The organism is Snodgrassella sp. B3837, from assembly GCF_026535955.1.
Classification (GTDB): Bacteria; Pseudomonadota; Gammaproteobacteria; order Burkholderiales; family Neisseriaceae; genus Snodgrassella; species Snodgrassella alvi_E.
Genome location: NZ_JAFNPI010000015.1, coordinates 125,115 through 149,345 on the forward strand (window position 1 = coordinate 125,115; position 24,231 = coordinate 149,345).

Here is a 24,231-nt window from a genome sequence, read left to right on the forward strand (position 1 = left end):
TCTTTATCCGGTTTTCTGTCTAATTGCTCAACATTTCTGGTTGAGCTGAAGAATTCTCTGGCTTTAGTGTAAGTTTGTCTTGAAGCACATCAATTACTTGTCTGCCTTGGAGGCAGGTGTTTCGGTTTCAATCGCTGGCAGGGTAGCATTCTGAGCAAACCAGCTTGCAGCAATCTGATTAACTTCCTCCATACCTTGCTTTTTTAAGCTGGAAAATAGTTGTACCGAAACCTGCTGGCGAGCAATGTATGGTTGTAACGCTTTTCTGACACAGGCTAAAGTTTTAATTTGCTCATTTTTGGATAATTTATCAGCCTTGGATAAAAGAATATGCACGGGACGATTGGTTACAGTGAAAAAATCCAGCATCTGTTTGTCTAGCTCTTTCAGAGGATGGCGTGCATCCATAATTAGAATTAGCCCAATAAGCTGAGTCCGTGTCTGTAGATAATCTCCCAGTAAACTGACCCAGTGTCTGCGTACTGCTTCTGGCACCTGAGCATAACCGTAGCCGGGTAAATCTACCATATACCCGCCGTTTGTCAGTTCGAAAAAGTTTATGTGTTGGGTACGTCCTGGCGTTTTGGAAACGTAGGCCAGACGCGTGTGGTTAGTGAGGGTATTAATGGCGCTGGATTTGCCTGCATTACTTCGGCCAACAAAAGCAATTTCTGCACGTGTGTCTGGCAGGTCTTTTAAATGATTAACAGTAGTATAGAAACGGGCGTGACGAAACAGATTCATGAGTAACAAAATATGAAAATAAGGCTGTAGCATACCATGTTTTTAAGTCTGATTCGGCTTCGAAAACAGATGTTAACGCCGGATTAATGGTGTGGTACTTGATTTTTTGTTGCATACTGCTAAACTGATAAGAAGTTTATTTTTAGGAAATGTTCAGATGAAAGACGGGGTCTCGGGCCGCAAGAGTGTGCGTGTAGACTGGTTTTCTCTGATTTTCAGGCAGCTTTGCTCGTGCAGCAGGCTGCCTGTTTCCGTTTAACGTATAGGAAAAGAAAATGGATTTTAGCTGGTTGGGAGAACCGGCCACGTGGGTGGGACTAATTACCCTGGTAATTCTGGAAATTGTTTTAGGTGTCGACAATCTGGTATTTGTGGCTATTTTGGCGAATAAAGCCAGTCCGAAACAGCGCGACCATGCTCGTATCGCCGGCCTTACTCTAGCCGTACTGATACGGATTGTGATGCTGGCACTGATGTCATTTATCATCACCCTGACGAAGCCGTTTGTGCATATCGGAGGTTTTGGTATATCGGTTAAGGACTTGATTATGTTCGGCGGTGGATTGTTTTTGCTGTACAAGGCCACCACTGAATTACATGAACGCCTTGAAGGCCATACCGCTATGGCTTCGATTACCAATGTGGCTGTCTATGCCAGTTTCTGGAGTGTGGTTTTACAAATAGTGGTACTGGATGCAGTCTTTTCACTTGATTCTGTGATTACTGCTGTCGCGATGGTACAACATATCACTGTGGCTATGATGGCTGTGATAATCGCGATGGGGATGATGATATGGGCTAGTGGTCCGCTTACCGAGTTTGTAAACCGCCATCCTACTGTGGTGATGTTATGTCTTGGTTTTTTGCTGATGATTGGCTTCAGTCTGATTGCAGAAGGTCTACATTTTGAAATTCCCAAAGGCTATTTGTATGCGGCCATTGCTTTCTCCATACTAATTGAGATTTTCAACCAGATTTCTACGCGAAATACCCGTCGTAACGATATGATCGGCCGTTCGTGGCGCTACCGTACCGCAGACAGTGTGCTGGGTATGATGGGGCTGCGTGAAAAGGAGCTGGCCAAGAATGGTACCCCAACCGAAGATGATGAGCATTTCGAAGAAAATGAGAAATCCATGATTCGGAGTGTGCTGACGCTGGCCGAGCGCCCCATCATGGGTGTGATGACGCCGCGCAGTGATATCGAGCGGCTGGATTTATCGCAAACGCGTGAGCAGCAGCATCAGCAGTTACAAGACACACCTTTTTCAAGACTGGTGGTGGTTGGCAAAGCCGGTATTGATGAACCGCTGGGTTTTGTTAATAAAAAAGATCTTCTGAATCAGCTACTCAAAGGTGAAGCACTGAATATACAGGCCGCACTGCGTCAACCACTGGTTTTACCAGACAGCAGTACTGTGCTGGATGCCATGGAATTGTTCCGCTCACGCAGTGCCGATATTGCGCTCGTGGTGGATGAGTTTGGTGCCGTACTCGGACTTGTGAGCATGAAGGATTTGATGGAAACCATTGCCGGTGATTTTCCAGAAGAGTATGAGCGTGCTGATGCGCCAAGTATTCAGCAAAATGCTGACAAAAGTGTCACGGTAGATGGCAGCCTTGAATATGCAATATTGGCTCAGCATCTGCATTTGCCAACTTTGCCGGAAGATGCCGAATATCACACAGTAGCCGGACTGATAATGGAAGAAATGCAGGATATTCCGGATGTGGGGGATACCATTGATTATGCCGGTTATCGTTTTGAGGTTTTAAGTAAGGACGGACATCGGCTGGAAAGAGTACGCATCAGCAAAATTGAACTTCCTGAATCAGAATAATCTGAATTTATCAGAATATAAAAAAAGCCTGCTAGTACAGCAGGCTTTTTTTATTTCGTACTTGCTTATTTAATCTGGCTGCCAATTACGCCGCCCAATGCAGCACCACCTAAGGTGGCACCTGTGTCTTTGCCCATCAGGTTACCAGCTATACCACCTACTACTGCACCTTCGGCAGTGTGACGCTGAGCCGGAGTCATATCTGCACAGGCAGAAAGAGATGCTGCTACTGCGGCTATTACAGCTAATGTTTTCATTTTAGATTTCATATATATGCCTCTTTGTAAGAAAATAGATTTATCGTGTGTATTAACTCTTCATTATATTGCTATATTGCTGGCGAATGTATAGAAAGTCAACAATATATTATTACTGTATTAATTATATCAGTGAGAAGACAGTCTGGTGGAAAAACTGCATTATTAACAATAATGCAGTTTTCTGATAGAGAAAGAGGGGCGGCCAGCTAGTCTGTTTCTTTAATAGTGTCAGCCACGATTTCTGGTGTCTCACGGGAAGGCTGCTTTTTCTCCTTATATTTAATCACGGCGCGATCTAGTTTATCCATAAGACAGTCAATAGCTGCATACATATCATTGTCTACACAATCAATATGAATGTCCTTGCCCGAAAGATGTAAATTGATTTCTGCTTTTTTCTGAACTTTTAGTACTGAAAATGTAACGGTGGCACTGATTACCTGATCCGCGTGGCGGCTAATGCGTTCTAGCTTGTTTAGTGTGTAATCCTTTAAAGCAGGGGTTACATCCAGATTCTGTCCAACAAATTTAAGATTCATAGCCTGACTCCTTTTAATAAAAGGGTTTTAGTGAAGACCAAACAAATTTTAAAGAAGGTAAACAGTTAGTTAGTAATTCTTAAACTTTACTTTACGTTGGTGCGCCGGCGGAATTTTCAAGGCCTCACGATATTTTGCCACTGTACGCCGCGCCAGTTTAATTCCTTGCTTGGCTAGCTGGCTGACCAGATAGGCGTCAGAATAGGGATGCTTTGCATCTTCTTCGTTTATCATGCTTTGCAGCAAAGATTTAATTGCTGTTTGGCTGTTGCCTGCACCATCATCCGTTGCAGCTACAGATTGGCTGAAAAAATACCGCAGAGGAAAAACACCCTGAGAGCAAGTAAGGTATTTCTGATTAATGGCGCGGGAAATGGTACTTTCTGCAAGCTCAAGTGTCTGTGCCGTTTCCTTAATGGTTAACGGAACCAAAGCTAGCGAACCGAAACTGAAAAAATCCTGCTGTTGCTGCACAATCCATTCTCCCAGACGTTGCAGGGTGTTTTTGCGCATCTGCAGACTATGTAGACAAGTTTGAGCTTCCTGCCACTTGTTTTTACACATGGTATCTATTTCCGGATGCGGCTGTTGTAACAAATCTTCCGCAGCTGGCTCAATCCGCAATTGAGGAAATGCATTACGCAGAATACGAATCTGCCAGCAGCCATTGTTATCAGCAAATACTTCCATATCTGGGCGTATTGCGAGAATACCGTGGCCGTCTGGTAAACCATAACAGGGGAAAGGGTTGAGGCAGCCAATCAGTTTGCAGGCTGCTTCGAGTGTGGCGGTAGAAAACTGTGGTAGTTGCCGGCATAGCTGTTTGAATTGATGGGTACTTAGCCATTTTCCGAAATAGTCGCTGATTAGTAACCGTGCACAGTTTTGAATGTTTTTTTTATTTGCATCGTGGGAGTCTGGCAGGTTATCCAACTGCAATAGTAGTGATTCCTGCAAATTACGTGCGCCCACACCGGCTGGTTCAAACTGTTGCAGAATAGAAAGAGCATGAGCAAGCTCGGTTTCATCCAGCCGCCATTCCAGTGGTGAATTTTCTACAAGGTCAGTTAGACTGCAATCCAGATATCCCTGTTCATTTAAATTATCAATCAAAAAATAAACTTGTGCTGCTGTGTCTACATCTAAATCAAACTCGCATACCTGCCGGCGCAGCAGCGTATACATATCGGGTTCATCCGCCAGTGTTTCCCAGATATCGCTTTCATTTTGTATAAAGCCATGTTGAGGTGGCTGTACATATTGAGTCTGAGGGCTAATATCTTCAGCTGAATTTTCAATTTCTTCCAGAAAAGGGTTATCAGCCAACCAGCCTGATACCAGTTCCTGTAATTCCAGTGCAGATAATTGCAACACCTGTAAAGATTGTTGCAGTCTGGGGCTAAGACGATTGGTAAGATTGAGTTTGAGTTGAGCGGCAGGCTTTTGCATACGCACCTAATACTCGAAATGCTCACCTAAATAAACAGCGCGTACCTGCTCATTATTAACCAGCTCCTCCGGTACACCGGAAGCCAGAACGCTACCCTGATTGATAATATAAGCTCGGTCACAGATACGTAGTGTTTCACGTACATTGTGGTCGGTAATCAGGGTGCCGATACCGCGTTGTTTCAGGAAAGAAATCAGATTCTGAATATCTATCAGTGCAATTGGGTCTACTCCGGCGAATGGTTCATCCAGCAGAATAAAGCGCGGATTCATCGCCAACACCCGTGCAATCTCTGCACGGCGGCGTTCACCACCAGACAGCGAAAGAGCAGTATTATTACGTAAATGTTCTATGTGCAGGTCTGCCAGTAGTAATTCCAGCTGTTCTGCACGTTTTTCCGGCGGATAGCTGATTTCCAGAATTGCATTGATATTCTGTGCTACCGTCATTTTACGGAAAATCGAAGCTTCCTGCGGCAGATAACCCAGACCCAAACGGGCACGCTCGTAAATCGGCCGATGAGTTATGTCCTGACCATCCAGTGTGATGCAGCCACCATCGGCTGCAATCAGTCCCACAATCATATAGAAGCTAGTGGTTTTACCGGCACCATTTGGTCCCAGTAAGCCGATTACCTCACCACTGTTTACTTCCAAAGCAACATCGTTGACTACTTGTCGCTGTTTAAAACTTTTTTTCAGGCCGCTGACACAGAGCTGGCTTTGCGGCGCAGTAGGAGTTTCATTCATGGGATTGGCTTATTTCTTTTTCTGTTGCGGTTGGATAATCACGTGTACACGCCCTTTAGGCGCGCTTTTCACCGTATAAACCTCAGTATTGGTGTTATAAACAATCACAGCACCACGAGCCATATCTCCCCCGCGGTTTACCTGAGCGTTGCCTGTAATAGTAACAATGCCGCTCTGGCTTTCGTAATGGACATTATCGCCGTGACCAAATACCATGCCATCTTTTTCAAGCTGCTGACCAAAAGTTGCCGGTTTGCCGTCTGCAATGATGGTTTGGTTGCCGGCATTATCTTTGTGGGCGGTAACACGGGCAGCATTCATATACATCGTGCCCTGACGCATCTTAACATTACCAGTGAATACCGTTGTCTGATTCTGTTTGTCCAGAGAACCCTGATCAGCCTCAATCTGTATTGGTTGTTGCCGGTCACTGTCCAGAGCCCAGAGGGGCATGCTGCCAGTCAGCAGCATCATGGCTGCGAGAACTTTACCACTAATGTGAATGCGGATCATAAATAATAGCCCTTACACGCGCGGGAAGATTTAAAAAACCACGCTGTTTGTCATATTCAAAACCTTGCGATGTCCCACTCGACATACCATACCGGTACGCAACCGGCGCATCAGTTTTAATTACCTGAGTCTGAGTATCTACATGTAAAATACTTGTTTGCAGTTGTCCTTCCGGTTCATCACCCACTTGGTGTTTGAGCCAGTTTACTTGACCAAGCAAATCTACTTTACGGCTGTCGGTGTAATATTGGCCGCTCTTGGCTTGAATCCGATACAACTCAGTACCATTTTTGTACAGACTCATATCGGGATTATCGATATAAATCACCGTCTGCTGAGGAAACTGCCGTGCAGCAGAGGCTTGGATGGATTCACTCAGCTGGCCTTTATCATCAAATCTTTCACCGTGGATAGTATTGATAACGTATTTCGGTTCTTTCGGATTGAGCGAGATTTCCACTGTCTTAACTTCAGTAATGCGGTCAAGCCAGAAACTTACACCGCCAAGCGCCACTGCCAGAATCAGCGGAAATGCCCAGTTACTGCGGCTACGGAGCATACTCATGCCAGATACCCCGCCATTTCCGCTGCCATAAATCCTTGTGCATCCAGCAGTAAATCACATACTTCACGTACTGCCCCAGCACCGCCGGCAGCCTCAGTGACATAGTCAGCATGCTGTAATACCAGTGCATGTGCATTTGGCACAGCCACAGCCAAACCACAGTGCTTCATCACCGGTAAATCCACCACATCATCTCCAATGTAGGCACATTGCTGTTCTGAAAGTTGTAGTTGTTCGAGCAGTTGCTGATAACAACTGCGTTTATCAGAAATTCCTTTAAAGTAATGTTTAATACCCAGTTGCTGAACACGAATGCCAACCGAGGGGGCATCGCGTCCGGTTATAATGGCAGTCTGAATTCCGTGCCGGTGCAGCATTTTCAGCCCATGCCCGTCTAGAGTATGGAATGCTTTGATTTCTTCTCCGTTATCTCTGATAAAGATACGGCCATCAGTGAGTACACCGTCTACATCCATAATAAACAGCCTGATCTGCTTTGCAGCCTGTAATCGTGCAGTAGCCGACATCATTGCATTCATCAACATACCCTTAATATCACTCCTCAACGCGCCTAAACAATACGTGCCTGCAATAAATCATGCATATTCAGCGCGCCTACAGGATGATTCAGTTCATCAATCACCACCAGACCATTAACTTTGTTTGTCTGCATGGTTTTTAAAGCTTCCGTCGCTAGCCGATCCGCCGTAATGGTTTTTGGTGCGTGGCCCATCACATCGGCCATCACCCAGTCTTGCAATTGCTGATTGCTTTGAAACAGACGGCGTAAATCGCCATCAGTAAACAAACCACTAAGTTGCCCGTTACCATCTACCACAATCAGCATACCCAAGCCTTTTTCGCTCATGGTTACGATTGCCTGTCGCAACAGAGTATTTTCCTGAACGAGCGGCATTTCCGAACCAGCATGCATCACGTCTGCCACTGTCAACAATAGCCGTTTACCCAGACTACCGGCCGGATGGCTCAGTGCAAAATCTTCCGGCGTAAACTGGCGCGCCCGTAGCAGAGCTACCGTCAAAGCGTCCCCTAATACCATTACCGCTGTTGTGCTAGACGTTGGAGCCAGCCCCAATGGACAAGCCTCCTGTGAGACATGAGCGCACAGATGTATATCAGCATGTCTGGCCATACTCGAATCATTTCTGCCGGTGATGCAAATGAGCTGTACATGTTTGCGTTTGATTGCCGGTATCAAAGCAAGGATTTCTTCACTTTCACCAGAGTTGGACAGTGCAATCAACACATCGCCATCTACAATCATACCCAGATCGCCATGTCCCGCCTCGGCCGGATGAACAAAATAAGCAGGCGTACCCGTAGATGCCATCGAAGCAGCAATTTTGCGCCCAATATGGCCACTTTTACCCATACCGGTGACAATCACACGGCCACGACAATCCAGAATCGTGGCCACAGCCGCAGTAAAATGCTCATCCAGACTGGCTGCAACTTCGCGTACAGCCTGTTCTTCAATAGCAAATACTTCTTTGCCCCAGTCCAAATATTTATCCTGAATGTTCATAACACCATCTGCAGCAGAAAAACGCAAACAAAGACACAACAAATTTAACCTGATTATAACCTGATAACGGTCATTTTGTTTGCATCAGAAACTTGTCAAAATAGCCAAGCCTCGTTAGAGTAAACCTCAACGTAAACGTAACTGGTTCAATCAATTGATTAACCTTAACAAAACATATCTAACAGATATTTACCACAAGGAATAAATATGGCCGTATTAGCACAAGTCAACACACTGGGACAGCAGATTTGGCTGGACAATCTTTCCAGGAGTCTGATTCAGTCGGGAGAGCTAGCACAAATGCTGGAAAGCGGTATCAGTGGCGTGACTTCCAATCCGGCCATTTTTCAGAAAGCTTTCGCGGGTGACCGCCTGTATCAGAGCGACATCGACCACCTCAAACAACAAGCGCTCACCCCAAAACAGCGCTACGAGCAGCTGGCAGTGGCGGATGTGCAGGCTACCTGTGATGTTTGCCTGCCACTGTATGAACGTAGTCATAGCAAAGCTGGATTGGTCAGTCTGGAAGTGGCGCCCGATCTGGCCGATGATGCACAGGCCACCATTACTGAAGCCGTACGCCTCTGGCAGCAGCTTGATCGCCCCAATGTCATGATAAAAGTACCTGCTACTGATAGCGGCATACAAGCCTTACCCACACTTGTGGCACAAGGTATCAATGTCAACCTGACCCTGCTTTTCTCCAAAGATCAGCTACAGAAAGCATGGCAGGCACACGCAGCAGGCCTGCGCCAGCGACTGGCACAGAATTTGCCTGTTAACCGCATTCAAGTAGTGGCCAGCTTCTTCCTATCACGCATTGATAGTGCACTGGATATCACTTTGCCAGCTTCCTTACAGGGAAAAACCGCTATTGCACTGGCTAAAACCGCTTATGCCGAATGGCAGGAATTTATTCAAAGCCGTGAATTTACCGATCTGGCGGCACAGCAGGCTGCGCCATTGCGATTGCTCTGGGCCTCTACTGGCACCAAAAATCCGGCTTATTCAGATGTCTGCTATATAGAGAACATTATCGGAGCAGATACCATCAATACAGTACCAGCCAATACCCTGAAAGCATTTATTGACCACGGCCGCGCAGCAGCTACCCTTACTCAGGAAGTACAACAGGCCAAAAGCGTACTGATTGAAATCGAACAACTAGGTATCAACCTCGAATCACTTGCCAGCAGATTGCAACAGGAAGGCTTGCAGCAATTTGTTGATGCCTTTGACGCTTTATTACAACCACTGGCTTAAGCATTGATTTGAAAACATAACAGGACAGATTTGTCATTGGCCAAACTGTATCTGTTATGTTTATTCCATCTTTAAATATAAATACATCTAAAAATTTATACTTATTTGATACAAAAGATGAAATCCTCACTCAGATTTATCTGCACAATACCATCCTATTGTTTATTAGTTGCAAATTAAAAAGCCACAACAGCATAGTAACCATTATGGCTTTGATAACATTAATCAAACAACTGAATATTATTCGACTAAGACAACATTAATGCAAACCAACTATATTACCCTCAGCATCAATATCAATCTGACGGTAAGCCGGTAAAGTACCCAGACCCGGCATCGTCATCACATTACCCGCATATACACGAATAAAACCTGCACCGGCTGATACCTGCAAGCGCGCAATATCAATATCAAAATCAATAGGCACATTTTTTAGATTTGGGTCAGCACTGATAGACAACGGCGTTTTCACCATGCACAAAGGCAAATGATCCAGTCCGAGTTGACGGATTTCCGCCATATTCTGTTGAGCCCGCTCCGACAGATTTGCTTGCCGTGCTCCATATTTCTTCGCCATAGTTTGAATTTTTTCTTCCAGCGGCATACTGTCCGCGTAGGGCAGGGTAACTGTATTATTCTGTGCGCATGCCGCCACCACGTGGCGGGCTAAAGCTTGCGTACCCGCTCCACCCTGAGTAAATGCTTCACTGATTTCACAGGCACTGGCACCTTGTTCCAGTGCATACTGGCGCACATATTCCAGCTCTTCTTCATGGTCATAAGGGAAACGATTAATTGCCACAATTACCGGCAGACCATAGCTTTTCGCATTGCGGATATGCCAGCCCAGATTGGCACTGCCTTCTGCCAAGAGCGCCACATTGCATTGGCTAACTTCATCCGGCAAAGGCTGACCCGGCTTAATATTAAAGCGCCCACTATTGGATTTCAGACTGCGTACTGTGGCTACCAGCACCACACAGGATGGGGCTACACCCGTCTGACGATATTTGATATTGAAGAATTTCTCCATACCCATATCCGAACCAAACCCTGCCTCGGTAACCACATAATCAGCTAGCTGTAAGCCCACCTTATCTGCCAGTACCGAAGAATTACCATGGGCAATATTGGCAAACGGGCCAGCATGAATCAGCACCGGTGTCTGCTCTGCCGTCTGCATCAGATTCGGATTAATAGCATCTTTCAGCAGCACCGTCATTGCACCGGCTACCTCGAGTTGCTCCGCCGTAATTGGCTTGCCTTGGGTATCATAAGCCAGAATAATGCGGCCGATACGTTGGCGCATATCCTGTAAATCTGTCGCCAGTGCCAGAATCGCCATCAGCTCCGAAGCGGCTGAAATTTCAAATCCGTCTTCGCGTTCCACCCCATTGGCGCCGCCACCTAGGCCAACCTTAATCCGCCGCAAAGCACGGTCGTTATGGTCAATCACCCGTTTCCAGACTATACGGTTTTTATCAATATTCAGCCGTGGCAGCTTAGTTTGTGCCGTAAAATCTTCACCCAGATGTTCTTCATGGTATAAACGCGCGTCCAAAGCTGCCGAAGCCAGATCATGCGCAGCGGTAATCGCGTGAATATCACCGGTTAAATGCAGATTCAGCTTTTCCATCGGCAACACCTGCGCCTTGCCACCGCCAGCCGCACCGCCTTTTACTCCAAACACTGGCCCCAGACTAGGCTGGCGGATACAGGCTATTGCTTTCTGCCCGATAAAATTGAGCCCCTGACTTAACCCAATGGTGGTTACCGTTTTACCTTCTCCCAGCGGCGTAGGCGTAATTGCCGACACCAATACCAGCTTGCCCTGTTTAGCTTGCGGCTGAATCACCCCCAAATCTACCTTGGCCACTTCACGGCCGTAAGGAATCAGGTATTGTTCGGGGATACCACAGTTGCGGGCGACTTCGGTAATCGGGAGTAGAGATGCAGTCATTCTTATATTCCTAAAAATTTGAGAACAATTTAAATTAATGCTTATTGACGTGACGATAAGCTATTTATGTAAATATATAGTAAGTATACAATTGTAAAACAGTTAATATAGGTTACATTAAAATTTAGTTATAAATTTTGCAATTTATTTTGAATAAAATCTAAAAGACGTTTGCGCGAAAAAAATATGTGGTTTAAATACCACTCTAAATTTGGTTGAATTACTGAAGTTTTATGTAAGTATTTAATTTGCAATTGTATTTTTTCATCATAATAATTTCTAATATTATAATCAGTAAATTATTATTAATATTTATGTACAAATATATAAAATATTTTAAGATTAAACAAAAGCAAATTTGTAATTTCAAAATTTACTAACTTTTTTTGTAAATTAATGATTCAAATGTAAAAAAATTAGAGTAAATTAGCATGAATGACGTTGAAAAATTTTATAAAAATCATGGGGCTGGTGCTCAAGATGCAGCCCAGAGTTATCATTCTTACTATTTTTTATTGCTTTTACTGAGAATGGAAGTTGGGGAAAAAATTGGATTCGAAGTTAAAGAAGATATACATATTCAAAAAGCAGATGGTACTACTGAATTTATTCAAATCAAACATACAATACAAAAAGCGGCACAAGGAAATTCAGTTAATCTTACTACCCTTGATAAGGACTTATGGAAAACATTATTAAATTGGTTAAATCTAATCCAATTACCAAATTTTGAAAATCTTGAAAAGTGTAAATTTATTTTGATAACAAATAAGGAAGAAAAAGAAAATAAATTTCAAGATGCCTTAAAGGCTTTTAAATCAAAAGAAGATAACGATACACAAATATTTTTAAACAAGATTAGTTCTATTTCTACAAATAACCCAGAAATAGCAAATTGTATTACGGAATTTAAAAAATTATCATCAAGCAATTTAAGACTATTTCTTAATAATTTGAATATTGAAACTGGAAATAATGATGTAATAAAAAAAATAAAAGATGAAATCTTAAAAAAATGCATGAATGATAAATATACTGAAACTATTTTTAATTCCTTTTGTTCTCAACTTCAAGAGAAAAAATATAGTCAAATTTGTTCTGAAGGAAAATATGAAATAAGTTTTAATGATTTTTTAAAAGATTTTGGTCAGTGTATGAGAATAATGTATAAAAACTGTCCATTACCTGAAAGAAGATTGGAAATGGATCTTCTAGACAATTTAGAAAGCCAGATATTTATTCAACAATTACTGGATATAGGAGATATTTATCAAGATGATTCTGACGAAATAAGAGACTTTACATTCCAAAAACTTCATACAATAAATATATTATCAGATTGGATTGAAAATAAAGAAATATACCAATTTGATTTGGATATGTTTGAAGAAAATATTATGGGTACTTGGAGAAACGTCTCTAAAGAAAAATATAGGGAAATTAAAAAAAAGATTAATGAAGGATGTTTAATAAAAGATTTAGAAGAAGATATTAAGTCTTTAGCGATTGGTATTCTTGATGAATTAAGAAAAAAACAAATGACTGTACCAGGTAATACTTTTCCTCTTAGTATTTATACAAGTAATGGTTATTTATATTTACTTTCAGATGAATTAAAAATAGGTTGGCATTATGACTGGAAAAATAGGTATAAAAATTTATGAAAAAATTATATTACATTTATAATAATGAAGCTATTGCTACCACGGTTTTAATGTCTGTTATTAACAAGTTAAAACGCATGGATATTGCTTCAGCCCCTTTAGTTTTACCATTTTTGTTAGATAATCGCATTGTTAATCATTTATTAAAAGATGAAGCTAACTATGAAAATATAGAACAATTTATCCAATCTAAACGTTTATATTTTACTTCGTTTAATAACAGATTTCTCTCATTGTTGCCTGTTACTGTTAATTCGTTAATGATTCTTCAAAAAAGTAATGTCATTAATATAACAGATTCGATAACAATCAATAAAGAATTTGAATTTAATGTTAATGAATTAGGATTAAGATTCACAAAAATTGAACATGTTATACCTAAATTTGTTGCATTGATTAAAAATTATTCCCTTTCTGATTTATATTTTATATTTAGAATACAATTATGAACTTTATACTACTCGAAATTAAACTTTGGTTTAAAAATGACACTTCAGAACCGAAAAGCTATTTTTTTGAAAAAAATAAAGTTAATGTTATAACTGGAGCTTCAAGCACAGGTAAATCAACTATCTGGCGCATTGTTGATTATTGTTTACTATCTGGTATAACACAAATTGCAGATAAAATTGCTAATGCTGTCTCATGGTTTGGTATTACTTTTATCATCAATGAGCAAGAAATTTCAATAGCTCGAGGTTCTCCTGAAAAAAGTATAGTTTCTCAAGATGTATATTTTGGGTTAGGCCCTTTGCCTGAAATGCCGTCGAGTAATCAGACTATTTCACAAGTTAAATCACGCTTGAATAAATTATTTAATTTTTCTGGTGAATTAAAACAAGCTTATAACAATTTATTATGTTATAGGCATTTTTTAATTTTCTGCTCTTTAACAGAAAAAGTCATTGCTCAACCAGATAGATATTTTGATCTACATTTTTTTAAAGATGATTTTAAAAACAGTACTACCGGTAAAATGTTAAATCAAATATTTGAATTAATCATAGGTGCTGATAACACTGAAATAAAAGCAACAAATAAAGCTGGAAAAGGAATAGCAAGAGAAATTAAGCAAATTAAAGCCGACATTCAAGAAAGGGAGAAAAAAATTATAGATTTTAAAGCTAAAGTTAAATTTTTAATAGAAGAATCAAAAAAATATAATTTTATTGATTTGTCACAATCGTTTGAAAATGAAGATGAAGCAATATTATTTATTGAGCAAGTTATTAGTACCGCCAAAAATATGGCAGAGGGTAAGTATATATTTAATGAAGAAAATGAAAAGCTTAATCAACAAAAGAATGATATTGAACTAGAAATAGCGAAGTTGAAAAGATATAAGCGTGAATATAATCGGTATCAAGAAAACTTAAAAAAATCAGCAGATAGTTTGCAGCCTATTAAGTTTTTATATGAGAATTTATCAAATCAACTAGTCCAATCTCATGAAACACAAAAATTTTTACAAACTTTACGAGATTCTTTTTACTCTATTAAAAATAATATAAATCAGCAAATTTCACCCTTAGATGTTTCTGAGGATTTAAAGAAATTTGATGAGCAATTAATCAAAATAAATAAAGAAATTACAGAAAAAAATGAATCAGCAGATAAATTTCAGTTTAATCATACTAATTATATCAATATTGGTAATATAGAAGGTAGATTAAAATCTATTTTAACAGCTGAAGAAATTAAAAAAATTGAAAGTGAATTAATTGATAGCTCAAATCGATTAAAAATATTAAATGAACAGAAAAAAACATTATCTTCACAATCTGATACTGTTCAATTTGAATGTATAAAATTGGAAAAAATAAAATCATTTAATGAAACTGCACAAAAAGTGTATGATCAGCTTAATAAAGATACTGAATACAAAGGATATTGTGTAGCTTTAAATGAAGAAAACTTGATGTTAGATATTTTTCCACCAAATATGTCAGCATTTTTGCCTATAAGCGAAATAGGAAGTCAGGCTAATTATGTGTTTTTGCATTTATGCATGTTTTTGGCATTGCATATGCATATGGCCAAAATGAATCTTCATTATGTTCCACAAATTATATTTATTGATCAACCTAGCACTCCTTTTTTACGTTATGAAAAAGATCAAAAAATGTTGAACATAATATTTAAGGTACTTAATTCTTTTATTGATATAATGGTTAATGAAAATAAAAATTCGTTTCAAATAATTTTGACTGATCATGCACTAGCAAGTGATTGGGATAAATTACCGAATTTTAAATTAATTGCTGAATTTATTGATGGAAATGCTCTTATACCAAATGAGCTCTTATAAAAATGGTTAAATCTATGCCGAAATTTGTTCTTGGAAATATCAGCAGATTAATAATACACAGTATAGGCAATAAAAGTACTGCAGACGGTGTGCGGCTGTGTGATGAGTTAAGTAATTATGAAAATGTGGAAGAAACACTTAATAAGTTAATCACTTCCAATTTTAAATTTGATGAATTGTATCAGTTTCATTTTTTTCCCGATTTGGCGCTCAATCCGGTTTATACCATTATCAAAGCCATGTTTGAGTATACTGATATTGATGATTTTATTAATCAGTCTAAAAATATGGGGCGTTATTTGTATGAAAAAAGTAACCATCCGCAAATTAAGGCCGGAGAATTGAGTGTATTTAATCTCGCTGATTGTACGGTTGATGATGAAATAGTCGATTGTATCGGTATTTTTAAATCAGAAAACAAACAGAAAATTCTGAAGGTTGAGGACAAACAGACTGGTTATGATTTGGCGGATATTGAGGGGTTAAGTATTCATAAGCTAGATAAGGGGTGTCTGATTTTTAATTTGCATAAAGAGCAGGGTTATCTGGTAGCTATTGTGGATAACACCAACCGGCGTGCGGAAGCCAAATACTGGACTGATGATTTTCTAAGTATTAGACCCATTAACAACGACTATCATCAGACAACTCATATTATGGAATCAGCTAAGCAATTTATTGCTCAAACCATAGATGCTGATGATGAGGCCAGTAAATCAGAAAAAATCGGATTGCTGAATAGGTCTGTTGATTATTTTAAAAATAATGAACAGTTCGATTTGCAGCAATTTGAGCAGGAGGTATTTGCGCAAGATGATTTGATTCAAAAATATCAGGATTTTAGTCAGAATTATGCGCAGGAAAATCAGTTGGAACCCGTCAGAAACTTTGATATTTCTCCGAAAGCTGTAAAAAAGCAGGAGAAATATTTTAAAAGTGTAGTGAAGCTGGATAAAAACTTTCATATCTATATACACGGTGGTAAGGATATGATTGAAAAAGGACGAGATGACGATGGACGTAAATTTTACAAAATTTATTATCAGGAAGAAAACTGATGCTTAAAAAAATTAGTGACGTTGCTGCTTTGCTGGGTTTCTTATAATGTTTTTAGCGGTATAGAAAACGGTAAAAGATATAATTCTACTTGCTAAGTATTTAATAAATTTATAAAATTTGAATAAATTTGGTCCCGCCGACAGGAATCGAACCTGTATCGCACGCTTAGGAGGCATGTGTTCTATCCGTTGAACTACGGCGAGACTTGTACAATGAAGGGCTATAGTCAAAAGCGGCTATAGCCCGCTATTTTATGAGATTCGGGCTAAAGATGCCAATGCTAAATCGCGCATAGCTTGCGTGGTTTCATTAGCCGGTAAATCATTTAGGCAGCTTACGGCTTTATCTATCGCTTTTTTGGCTTGCGCAGTGCAATAGGCCAGCGCATCTGAATTCAGTACATGGTCGTGAATTTTGTCGAAGTAGCTGCGGTCGGCATGTTCCAGTGCGTGGCGCACATCGGCTGCGGCAGCAGGGCTGCCTTGGTTGAGCAGGTAAATCAGGGGTAGGGTAGGTTTACCTTCGGCCAGATCATCGCCGACATTTTTGCCGATGGTGTCTACATCACCGGTGTAATCCAGTACATCATCAATAATCTGGAAGGCAGTGCCCAGATAGGTACCGTAGTTTTTTAGTGCCGATTCTTGTTTAGCGCTGGCGCCGGCCAATATGGCGCCCACTTGTGCTGCCGCCTGAAACAATTTGGCGGTTTTGTATTCAATTACTTGAATATACTGCTCTTCGGTGACGTCAATATTGCCGATATTCATCAGCTGCATCACTTCACCTTCGGCGATGATGTTGGTGGCTTCAGCCATGACTTCCAGTATACGCAGGCTACCGGAACCTACCATCAGCTGAAAGGCGCGGGTATAGAGAAAGTCGCCTACCAGTACGGCGGCGGCATTGCCAAAAAGATTGTTGGCAGTTTCACGGCCGCGGCGCAGATCGCTTTCATCTACTACATCGTCGTGCAGCAGGGTAGAAGTGTGAATAAATTCCACCATGGCAGCAAGGGAAAATAGTGGGTCTTTATCATAGCCCAGTGCCTTGCCGGACAAAATGGTGATAATCGGCCGCAAGCGTTTGCCGCCGGCGCTAATTATATACTGGCCAATTTGGGAGATAAGTACGACTTCGGATTCGACTGCACGGTTGATGACAGCGTTAACGCGGCTTAGGTCTTCAGGTAGGTGTTTTTGGAAATAGGGCAGGTTTTCGAGCATGTGTATGTGTTTCTGCAACGTATTTTGGTGGTGTGTTTTAATCGAAATGTGCTGTTTGCTACTGAGCACTATTGCTTAATATTATACTTGAAATTAATTTTGGGGATAGAAAAGTTAGATTGGGTAAATTCTGATGATTTCTTGCTTAGGGAGAATTCGGATAAATTGGGCTGGAACTGAAGCCAGCTAATGCTGTCTAGATCAATCAGGGTATGTTTATTAATTATTTTCTGAGTAGAGTTTTCATTTATCTATCTGTTTTCCTAAGAAAGTAATAGGATTTGTGAGTTGTGATTAAAATTAATTTATTTCAACGCTGAATATTTTTTGTTGGCTTTGGTTGTGAGTGAGATTAGATAAATCAATCTTGCTATAGGACTGTATATCTTTTGTATATGTAGTTTGAACGTTTTTGTATTAGGTTTTGTTTTATGCTGGCGTGAAGGAAAGGAAGCTTTTTATTGATTTTATGTTTTTGGTATTGGTTGGCTACGTGGAATATATAAATTTTTTTAAATTACGGGCTGGCTGGTTGGATTTTTTATGGTTGTGTTAATCAGACAATTTTTTTGTTTCTTTAAATAAAAAGTTTACAACATATATTAAAAAATGTATTGTAATCAATGAGTTTATTTAAACTCTTTACTTTAGCCAAAGGAGTATCATTGTGAAAAAATCTGTGTTAACTGTTTTGGGTATTTTAAGTTTAAGTGTTGCTTCTTTTTCTTGTTATGCAGGTAATCCACCTGACAAGGGTGGTGTGCATATCAGTTTGTTTAAATCACCTTCTATCGCTAATCCGATTGTTAAATTACCGCCTTCAAAGTGGCTGCCATGTGATTTATTGAGAGTTAATTGGTGTGCTTTCAAAAATGGTCCGACAAAAGTTATCGACCCTCTGGAACCTCAGCCGCCTGTGGCCTATTAATTTTGTCGGTGGCATAAATTTTTAGAAATTGAAATCTTAAATACATCTTTCTTTTTGATTGGAAAGATGTATTTTTTGTTTCTTCTGTGCTTACAGCAGTTTTTCTGTAGGTATCGATAGGTTTAACGAGGGCCAACTGACGTTTCTTTTGACCATTTTGCTATGAAATTCTGAGCTAACATAGTTTGCTGTGCGGTGATTAATCAAGGCTTTAAGAATAAAAGAATTTAGTTTTACTCAATTGCTTATAATTCATTTTAAAAGCAATCTTTTTGCGGTTGCTTTAGGTGCTTGTTTATTCAGTTGGTGTTTATTTCTTTTAAAATTTTAGTTAATAACGGTTGCTGGTTTTTGTCACTGCTTTATGATTGGTAATACTATGTATTATGGTTTACTGAAACCTGCTGCGGTAGCCATCTTCTGCGCTTATACAACGTTGTTATTGTTTTGACAGTTAATTCCGTGGTTGTTATAATCGCCAATTCCGTTTTGTGCGGAAATTTAGTTTTTGTTTTTTAATTGAATTCCTATTGGAGTTGAGTATGTACGCGGTCGTAAAAACCGGCGGTAAACAGTATAAAGTTTCCGTTGGCGAAAAATTAAAAGTAGAACAGATACCAGCAGAACTCGACAGCCAGATCGAACTGAATGAAGTTTTGATGATTGCTGACGGTGAAGCGGTGAAGGTGGGTACGCCTTTTATTGAAGGCGCTAAAGTAACCGCTAAAGTGGTTGCACATGGCCGTCACGATAAAGTACGCATTTTCAAGATGCGTCGTCGTAAACACTATCAGAAACGTCAGGGCCACCGCCAGAATTTTACCCAGATTGAAATCGTGGCGATTGCCTAATTGAGTGAAGGAATAACAGAATGGCACACAAAAAAGCAGGCGGTAGCTCCCGCAACGGTCGTGATTCAGAAGCCAAACGCTTGGGCGTTAAAGCCTTTGGTAATGAGCTGATTCCGGCTGGTTCTATTATTGTTCGTCAGCGTGGTACTCGTTTTCACGCCGGTGAAAACGTAGGTATGGGCAAAGATCACACTCTATTCGCGAAAGTGGATGGTTATGTGGAATTTGCTGTGAAAGGCGCGTTGAACCGTAAAACCGTAAGTGTGCGTCCCTATACTGGCGCAGACGAGTAAGTTTTTACAGCTATCAAGCCCTGCCTGTCTGGCAGGGCTTTTTTGTTGGGACGCAGCAGGGGATTTACAGCTAGCGCTATTCTGCTGGAGTTTGGTTATAATCGTGTGACGACGCTAGCCCTGAGACATGTGGTTTTGGCCTGAGCATAAATATTGCAGACTGAGAACGTTATGAAGTTTATTGATGAAGCAAAAATTGAGGTAGTTGCCGGCCGTGGCGGCAATGGTGCAGCCAGCTTCCGGCGCGAAAAATTTGTGCCTAAGGGTGGACCGGATGGTGGTGATGGCGGTAAAGGCGGTAGCGTCTGGGCTGTGGCAGATGAGAATATCAATACGCTGGTTGAATATCGTTTTGTTAAACGCTATCAGGCTAAAAATGGTGAAAAAGGCCATGGTTCTGACCGTTATGGGCGTGGTGCCGATGATATTGAGCTAAAAATGCCGGTGGGAACGCTGATTCGTGATGCGGATACGGAGCAGGTGGTGGCTGATTTAACTCATCATGGCCAAAGGGTATGCCTAGCTAAAGGGGGTAAAGGTGGCTTAGGAAATATTCATTTCAAATCTTCAGTTAACCGTGCGCCAAAGCAGGCGACGCCGGGGGAAGAGGGTGAGGCACGCAGTTTGCTGCTGGAATTGAAAGTGCTGGCTGATGTGGGCTTGCTGGGTATGCCCAATGCGGGTAAATCCACTTTAATCAGTGCGGTTTCAGCAGCGCGTCCGAAGGTAGCCGATTATCCATTTACTACATTACATCCGAATCTGGGCGTGGTGCGTAGTGATGATAATCATAGTTTTGTGATGGCTGATATTCCAGGTTTGATTGAAGGTGCGGCTGAGGGGGCTGGTCTGGGCCACCGTTTTTTGAAACATCTCTCGCGTACTGGTTTGTTGCTGCACGTGGTGGATCTGGCTCCATTTGATGATGGAGTGAATCCAGCAGCCGAAGCGCTGGCGATTGTAGAAGAGCTGCGCCGTTTTGATGAAGCATTGCATGATAAGCCGCGCTGGCTGGTGTTGAATAAAATCGATATGCTGGCTGAAGATGAACGGTCAGCACGGGTGGCGCAATTTCTTGCTGATATTGGCTGGGATTATCCGCAGCCGGATGATGAGTATGAATTTGACCTGTCTGTGCCGCGGGTATTTGAAATCAGTGCTTTGGCACATCAGGGCACTCAGGAGTTAGTGCAGACTATTCAGCGGTATCTGGATACGCGGCATAAATTACAAGCAGAGTTACAGGATTCAGATGAGGCTGTAACTGAGATTATGCCATCTAATAATTTAATCCAGCCGGAATGACTTCGCCATAATTGCAAAAAGCCACCTGTTGCAGGTGGCTTTTTTATGGAATTTGTTTTGTATGAAGAAAATGTATGTTTATCTTGTCTGCTTTTTAGCAGTACGGCGGCCTAGCAAGCGGTATGCAAATTGAAGAATTAAAACGCTGATAAGAGCCATTACGGCTGCCATGGATATCTGTTCTATATTGTAGCTGATGGATTTGATGGGTGTAACGGTATGTGCTGTTGCTTGATAGATTGCAATGGTCATGCTGCGGTTGGTACGCAGGCTAGTGCGTATCTGCTGATGTTGGGCTGATTGCTCGATGATTGTGTATTTGAAGGTATCGTTGTCATTTTTCTGTTTGCTGCCTTCTGTGTTTTTGGCCAAAAAAGATGTGCCGGCCAATGGGTGCTGCTGAATATAGGAATAGGGTAAGGCTAGAAATGAACCATTTGGATTAAATGCAGCAATGGTTAAATCAGAATGCCACGGTTTGTGGTTGCTGGCAGTGCGGCTATCTATTGTGGCTAGGATAAAGATATACAGAATACAGAAACCACAGAATAATATTAATTTAAGTATGCGCTGTTTCAACTGGCGCGGACGTTTCTGGGTTGTGGAAGAATGGGTTGCGGAATGAGGCTGATTATTCATGATGTGCTGTACCACTGTGGTTTATTTGGAGCTGGCCGTAAGCTTGACTGTGATCTGGGTGGTGATTTTACCTAATTTCTGACTGTGCTGAAGCTCAATTTTATTTGTGGTTTGGTGAAAACTTATAGTCTGGAGCGGACAGTATTGACTGTAAGATTTTGTGTTTTTTATGCTCGAATTGAATTTATTTTTTATGGTACGGTACTTTTTGGGGTAATGGTAGCTTGCTGCTTTTGTAGTATTGAGTATAAATGGTATTTGAGTTTTCAGATGAAAATTATTATCATTAAATTTGGATAATTTTTTAGGGTAATAATACATGAGTGAACAATACGATGTAGCTGAACTTCAGGCAGCAGTCACGCGGTTACAGCAACTGGATTCTCTGGTACTGGCTACAGTAGGGCAGGATGGTGAACCGCATGCAAGTTATGCACCTTTTGCCGAGCATGATGGCTATCTGTATGTTCTGTTGTCCGGTCTGGCTTTGCATACACAGAATTTGCAACAGCAACAGCAGGCAAATGTTCTGCTAATAGAAGATGAAGCTTCTGCGCGCAATATTTTTGCACGTGCACGTATGAATTATGCTGCCGCTGTGACGACTGTTGAAAAAGATACAACTGAGGGTATTGCCGCTTTGGAGGCAATGAAGACCAAGCTGGGCAATACTGTTGATGTGCTTAGTGGGCTGCCAGATTTTATGCTGTTCCGGTTGCGGCTGGAAAAGGCACGGCTGGTAACTGGTTTTGGACGTGCTTTTGTGTTTACGCCAGGTGATGTGGCTGGTGCCGTGCAGTTAACGGAAAAGAATGCGAAAACAGTGTGATACTTTTGTACGTGGCTATTGGCCGGTAAAGAAAGATAAAATCCCGTACAATAGCTGTTTTCTGCGGATATACCGGAGCTGCGTGCATGTGGTGTTGGCCTAAACGAATATGGGTAATTATTCATACGGTATACGTATTTGGTTTGCTGGATTTGGTGCAGCCACATATTCGACCGTTATGGTTGCAAAAACTGGCACGCTGGTTTCCGCGCGGACGCCAGTACCGGCAAGAGTTGCCTGCGGTAAGATTGCGTTTGGCGCTGGAGAGTCTGGGGCCAATATTTGTAAAGTTTGGGCAGGTTTTATCAACTCGTCCGGATTTGCTACCTGCTGATTACGCGCGTGAGCTGTCATTATTGCAGGATCGAGTGCCGCCTTTTGACAGTGATGTGGCCATTAAAGTGATTGAAGCAGAACTGGGTAAGCCACTGGATGCAATTTATGCACGCTTCAATCCGCAGCCAGTTGCCAGTGCTTCTATTGCGCAGGTGCATGAGGCTAATTTGTTTGCTGCTGATGGCGGGGTAGGCCAGAAAGTGGCAGTTAAAGTATTACGTCCGAACATAGCGCCAGTAATTGATCAGGATTTAGCCCTAATGGCAGTGGGCGCACGCTGGGTAGAGTGGTTGTTTGCTGATGGCAAGCGATTGAAACCTCGGGAGGTGGTGGCAGAATTTCAAAATTATCTGCATGATGAGTTGGATCTGATGCGCGAGGCTGCTAATGCCAGTCTGCTCGGGCGCCAGTTTACTGACAGTTCGATGCTGATTATCCCTGCAGTTTATTATGATTATTGTGCCCGCCGTGTCCTAACTATTGAGTGGATGGATGGTATTCCGGTAGCGTGTTTAGACAGGTTGCGTGAAAAAAATATTGATTTACATCAGCTTGCCCGTTATGGTGTGGAAATTTTCTTTACTCAAGTTTTTGATAACGGCTTTTTTCATGCAGATATGCATCCGGGTAATATTATGGTGGCGGATGATGGTCGTTACATCGCTTTGGACTTTGGTATTGTCGGTACGCTGACTGATTACGATAAACGCTATCTGGCGATTAATTTTCTTGCTTTTTTTAATCGGGATTATCATCGTGTGGCAACAGCGCATGTGGAATCCGGTTGGGTACCGCCTGACACCAGAGTGGAAGAGCTGGAAGCAGCGGTACGTGCGGTATGTGAACCGATTTTTAATAAGCCGCTGGCTGAGATTTCTTTTGGGATGGTGCTGATGCGCCTATTTGAGACCAGCCGCCGCTTTAATGTGGAGATTCAGCCGCAACTGGTGTTACTACAAAAGACTTTACTGAATATTGAGGGCTTGGGACGGCAGCTTGATCCAGAGTTAGATTTATGGGCAACTGCTAAACCTTTTCTGACACGTTGGATGCATAATCAGATTGGTATAAAGGCTTTGTGGAAAACGCTGCGACAGGAAGCCCCGGATTGGGCACAGATGCTGCCGGCGCTACCGCGCAAGCTGAATGCGTTGGTGGATGAAAAGCGCCAGTTGGAATGGCGTGATGCTTATGTTCATCTGCTGCGCACGCAGCGGCAGCAGAACTTCTGGCTTGCAGTGATTGCGTTGGTTCTGCTGGCTGTGTTTGTGTTTAAGTGATTTGTGTGCGCCTCAATTAATTGTTGGTGCAGTTTTTATATTGTTGAGATTGTGAAATCTGCTTATAGTTATAGGACTTGATG

The 24,231-nt window shown here is 41.5% G+C and carries 24 protein-coding genes and 1 tRNA gene; 12 read left to right on the forward strand and 13 right to left on the reverse strand.

The genetic code is table 11. The annotated features are described in order from the left end of the window. Window positions 1-93 precede the first annotated feature (93 nt). Window positions 94-744, reverse strand: a complete 651-nt coding sequence (gene yihA / locus J3U67_RS05695; RefSeq protein ID WP_267404398.1) for a ribosome biogenesis GTP-binding protein YihA/YsxC — start codon at window positions 742-744, stop codon at window positions 94-96. 275 nt (window positions 745-1,019) lie between these two features. Between yihA and J3U67_RS05700 the strand changes: the two genes are divergently transcribed. Further along, a complete protein-coding gene (locus tag J3U67_RS05700; protein ID WP_267390664.1) occupies window positions 1,020-2,585 on the forward strand; it encodes a TerC family protein in 1,566 nt (521 codons plus the stop codon). A gap of 65 nt (window positions 2,586-2,650) precedes the next feature. Here J3U67_RS05700 and J3U67_RS05705 read toward each other — a convergent pair whose 3' ends face one another. From J3U67_RS05705 to J3U67_RS05740, 8 genes are all read right to left on the reverse strand, one after another. Continuing rightward, window positions 2,651-2,842, reverse strand: coding sequence for a glycine zipper 2TM domain-containing protein (locus tag J3U67_RS05705; RefSeq protein ID WP_267404226.1), 192 nt, complete (start codon window positions 2,840-2,842; stop codon window positions 2,651-2,653). Window positions 2,843-3,051: 209 nt separating this feature from the next. Next, the gene (gene hpf / locus J3U67_RS05710) at window positions 3,052-3,384 is read right to left on the reverse strand and encodes a ribosome hibernation-promoting factor, HPF/YfiA family (protein ID WP_100140417.1); all 333 of its coding nucleotides are present in this window, start codon (window positions 3,382-3,384) and stop codon (window positions 3,052-3,054) included. A gap of 69 nt (window positions 3,385-3,453) precedes the next feature. Further along, window positions 3,454-4,833 carry an RNA polymerase factor sigma-54 gene (rpoN, locus tag J3U67_RS05715; RefSeq protein WP_267404227.1) on the reverse strand — a complete coding sequence of 460 codons (1,380 nt, stop codon included), beginning with the start codon at window positions 4,831-4,833 and terminating at the stop codon, window positions 3,454-3,456. Between the two features lie 6 nt (window positions 4,834-4,839). Beyond that, window positions 4,840-5,583, reverse strand: a complete 744-nt coding sequence (gene lptB / locus J3U67_RS05720; protein WP_100140416.1) for an LPS export ABC transporter ATP-binding protein — start codon at window positions 5,581-5,583, stop codon at window positions 4,840-4,842. 9 nt (window positions 5,584-5,592) lie between these two features. After that, window positions 5,593-6,057 (reverse strand): lipopolysaccharide transport periplasmic protein LptA, encoded by a 465-nt coding sequence (lptA, locus tag J3U67_RS05725; protein WP_370387856.1) that lies wholly within the window; start codon window positions 6,055-6,057, stop codon window positions 5,593-5,595. Between the two features lie 19 nt (window positions 6,058-6,076). Then, a complete protein-coding gene (gene lptC / locus J3U67_RS05730; RefSeq protein ID WP_267404228.1) occupies window positions 6,077-6,661 on the reverse strand; it encodes an LPS export ABC transporter periplasmic protein LptC in 585 nt (194 codons plus the stop codon). Next, window positions 6,658-7,191: a 3-deoxy-manno-octulosonate-8-phosphatase KdsC gene (kdsC, locus tag J3U67_RS05735; protein WP_267404400.1), complete on the reverse strand. Its 534-nt coding sequence runs from the start codon at window positions 7,189-7,191 to the stop codon at window positions 6,658-6,660. The genes lptC and kdsC overlap by 4 nt, the downstream gene beginning before the upstream one ends. 41 nt (window positions 7,192-7,232) lie before the next feature. Beyond that, a complete protein-coding gene (locus J3U67_RS05740) occupies window positions 7,233-8,207 on the reverse strand; it encodes a KpsF/GutQ family sugar-phosphate isomerase (RefSeq protein WP_267404229.1) in 975 nt (324 codons plus the stop codon). Between the two features lie 207 nt (window positions 8,208-8,414). Here J3U67_RS05740 and tal point away from each other — a divergent pair, with 207 nt between their 5' ends. Further along, window positions 8,415-9,470 (forward strand): transaldolase, encoded by a 1,056-nt coding sequence (gene tal / locus J3U67_RS05745; RefSeq protein ID WP_267390658.1) that lies wholly within the window; start codon window positions 8,415-8,417, stop codon window positions 9,468-9,470. Window positions 9,471-9,729: 259 nt separating this feature from the next. Here tal and J3U67_RS05750 read toward each other — a convergent pair whose 3' ends face one another. Further along, entirely contained in the window at window positions 9,730-11,430 is a 1,701-nt protein-coding gene (locus J3U67_RS05750) for a formate--tetrahydrofolate ligase (RefSeq protein WP_267390657.1), read from the reverse strand. Between the two features lie 431 nt (window positions 11,431-11,861). On the opposite strand from J3U67_RS05750, the gene J3U67_RS05755 reads away from it, so the two are divergent. From J3U67_RS05755 to J3U67_RS05770, 4 genes are read left to right on the forward strand one after another with little or no spacing between them, the layout of a single operon-like run. Further along, window positions 11,862-13,094, forward strand: coding sequence for an ABC-three component system protein (locus J3U67_RS05755; RefSeq protein ID WP_267390656.1), 1,233 nt, complete (start codon window positions 11,862-11,864; stop codon window positions 13,092-13,094). Continuing rightward, complete coding sequence (locus tag J3U67_RS05760) at window positions 13,091-13,543, forward strand: three component ABC system middle component (RefSeq protein WP_267390655.1); 453 nt, start codon at window positions 13,091-13,093, stop codon at window positions 13,541-13,543. Before J3U67_RS05755 ends, J3U67_RS05760 begins: the two co-directional genes overlap by 4 nt. Continuing rightward, window positions 13,540-15,402 (forward strand): DUF3732 domain-containing protein, encoded by a 1,863-nt coding sequence (locus J3U67_RS05765; protein ID WP_267390654.1) that lies wholly within the window; start codon window positions 13,540-13,542, stop codon window positions 15,400-15,402. The genes J3U67_RS05760 and J3U67_RS05765 overlap by 4 nt, the downstream gene beginning before the upstream one ends. 14 nt (window positions 15,403-15,416) lie before the next feature. Further along, window positions 15,417-16,460 (forward strand): nucleoid-associated protein, encoded by a 1,044-nt coding sequence (locus J3U67_RS05770; RefSeq protein ID WP_267390653.1) that lies wholly within the window; start codon window positions 15,417-15,419, stop codon window positions 16,458-16,460. 129 nt (window positions 16,461-16,589) lie between these two features. On the opposite strand, the gene J3U67_RS05775 is transcribed toward J3U67_RS05770, so the two are convergent. After that, window positions 16,590-16,664 (reverse strand) — tRNA-Arg (locus tag J3U67_RS05775). Between the two features lie 48 nt (window positions 16,665-16,712). After that, window positions 16,713-17,687 (reverse strand): polyprenyl synthetase family protein, encoded by a 975-nt coding sequence (locus J3U67_RS05780; RefSeq protein ID WP_267390652.1) that lies wholly within the window; start codon window positions 17,685-17,687, stop codon window positions 16,713-16,715. A gap of 667 nt (window positions 17,688-18,354) precedes the next feature. Here J3U67_RS05780 and J3U67_RS05785 point away from each other — a divergent pair. From J3U67_RS05785 to obgE, 4 genes are all read left to right on the forward strand, one after another. Further along, window positions 18,355-18,615, forward strand: coding sequence for a hypothetical protein (locus tag J3U67_RS05785; protein WP_100140407.1), 261 nt, complete (start codon window positions 18,355-18,357; stop codon window positions 18,613-18,615). 542 nt (window positions 18,616-19,157) lie between these two features. After that, window positions 19,158-19,466 (forward strand): 50S ribosomal protein L21, encoded by a 309-nt coding sequence (gene rplU / locus J3U67_RS05790; RefSeq protein WP_267390650.1) that lies wholly within the window; start codon window positions 19,158-19,160, stop codon window positions 19,464-19,466. A 20-nt stretch (window positions 19,467-19,486) separates the two neighbouring features. Beyond that, window positions 19,487-19,759, forward strand: coding sequence for a 50S ribosomal protein L27 (gene rpmA / locus J3U67_RS05795; protein WP_025331257.1), 273 nt, complete (start codon window positions 19,487-19,489; stop codon window positions 19,757-19,759). 171 nt (window positions 19,760-19,930) lie between these two features. Further along, complete coding sequence (gene obgE / locus J3U67_RS05800) at window positions 19,931-21,064, forward strand: GTPase ObgE (protein ID WP_267390645.1); 1,134 nt, start codon at window positions 19,931-19,933, stop codon at window positions 21,062-21,064. A 78-nt stretch (window positions 21,065-21,142) separates the two neighbouring features. Here obgE and J3U67_RS05805 read toward each other — a convergent pair whose 3' ends face one another. Then, window positions 21,143-21,703, reverse strand: a complete 561-nt coding sequence (locus J3U67_RS05805; protein WP_267404230.1) for a hypothetical protein — start codon at window positions 21,701-21,703, stop codon at window positions 21,143-21,145. A gap of 319 nt (window positions 21,704-22,022) precedes the next feature. Between J3U67_RS05805 and J3U67_RS05810 the strand changes: the two genes are divergently transcribed. Continuing rightward, the gene (locus J3U67_RS05810; protein WP_267390643.1) at window positions 22,023-22,532 is read left to right on the forward strand and encodes a HugZ family protein; all 510 of its coding nucleotides are present in this window, start codon (window positions 22,023-22,025) and stop codon (window positions 22,530-22,532) included. Window positions 22,533-22,618: 86 nt separating this feature from the next. Beyond that, complete coding sequence (gene ubiB, locus J3U67_RS05815; RefSeq protein WP_267390642.1) at window positions 22,619-24,148, forward strand: ubiquinone biosynthesis regulatory protein kinase UbiB; 1,530 nt, start codon at window positions 22,619-22,621, stop codon at window positions 24,146-24,148. Window positions 24,149-24,231 lie beyond the last annotated feature (83 nt).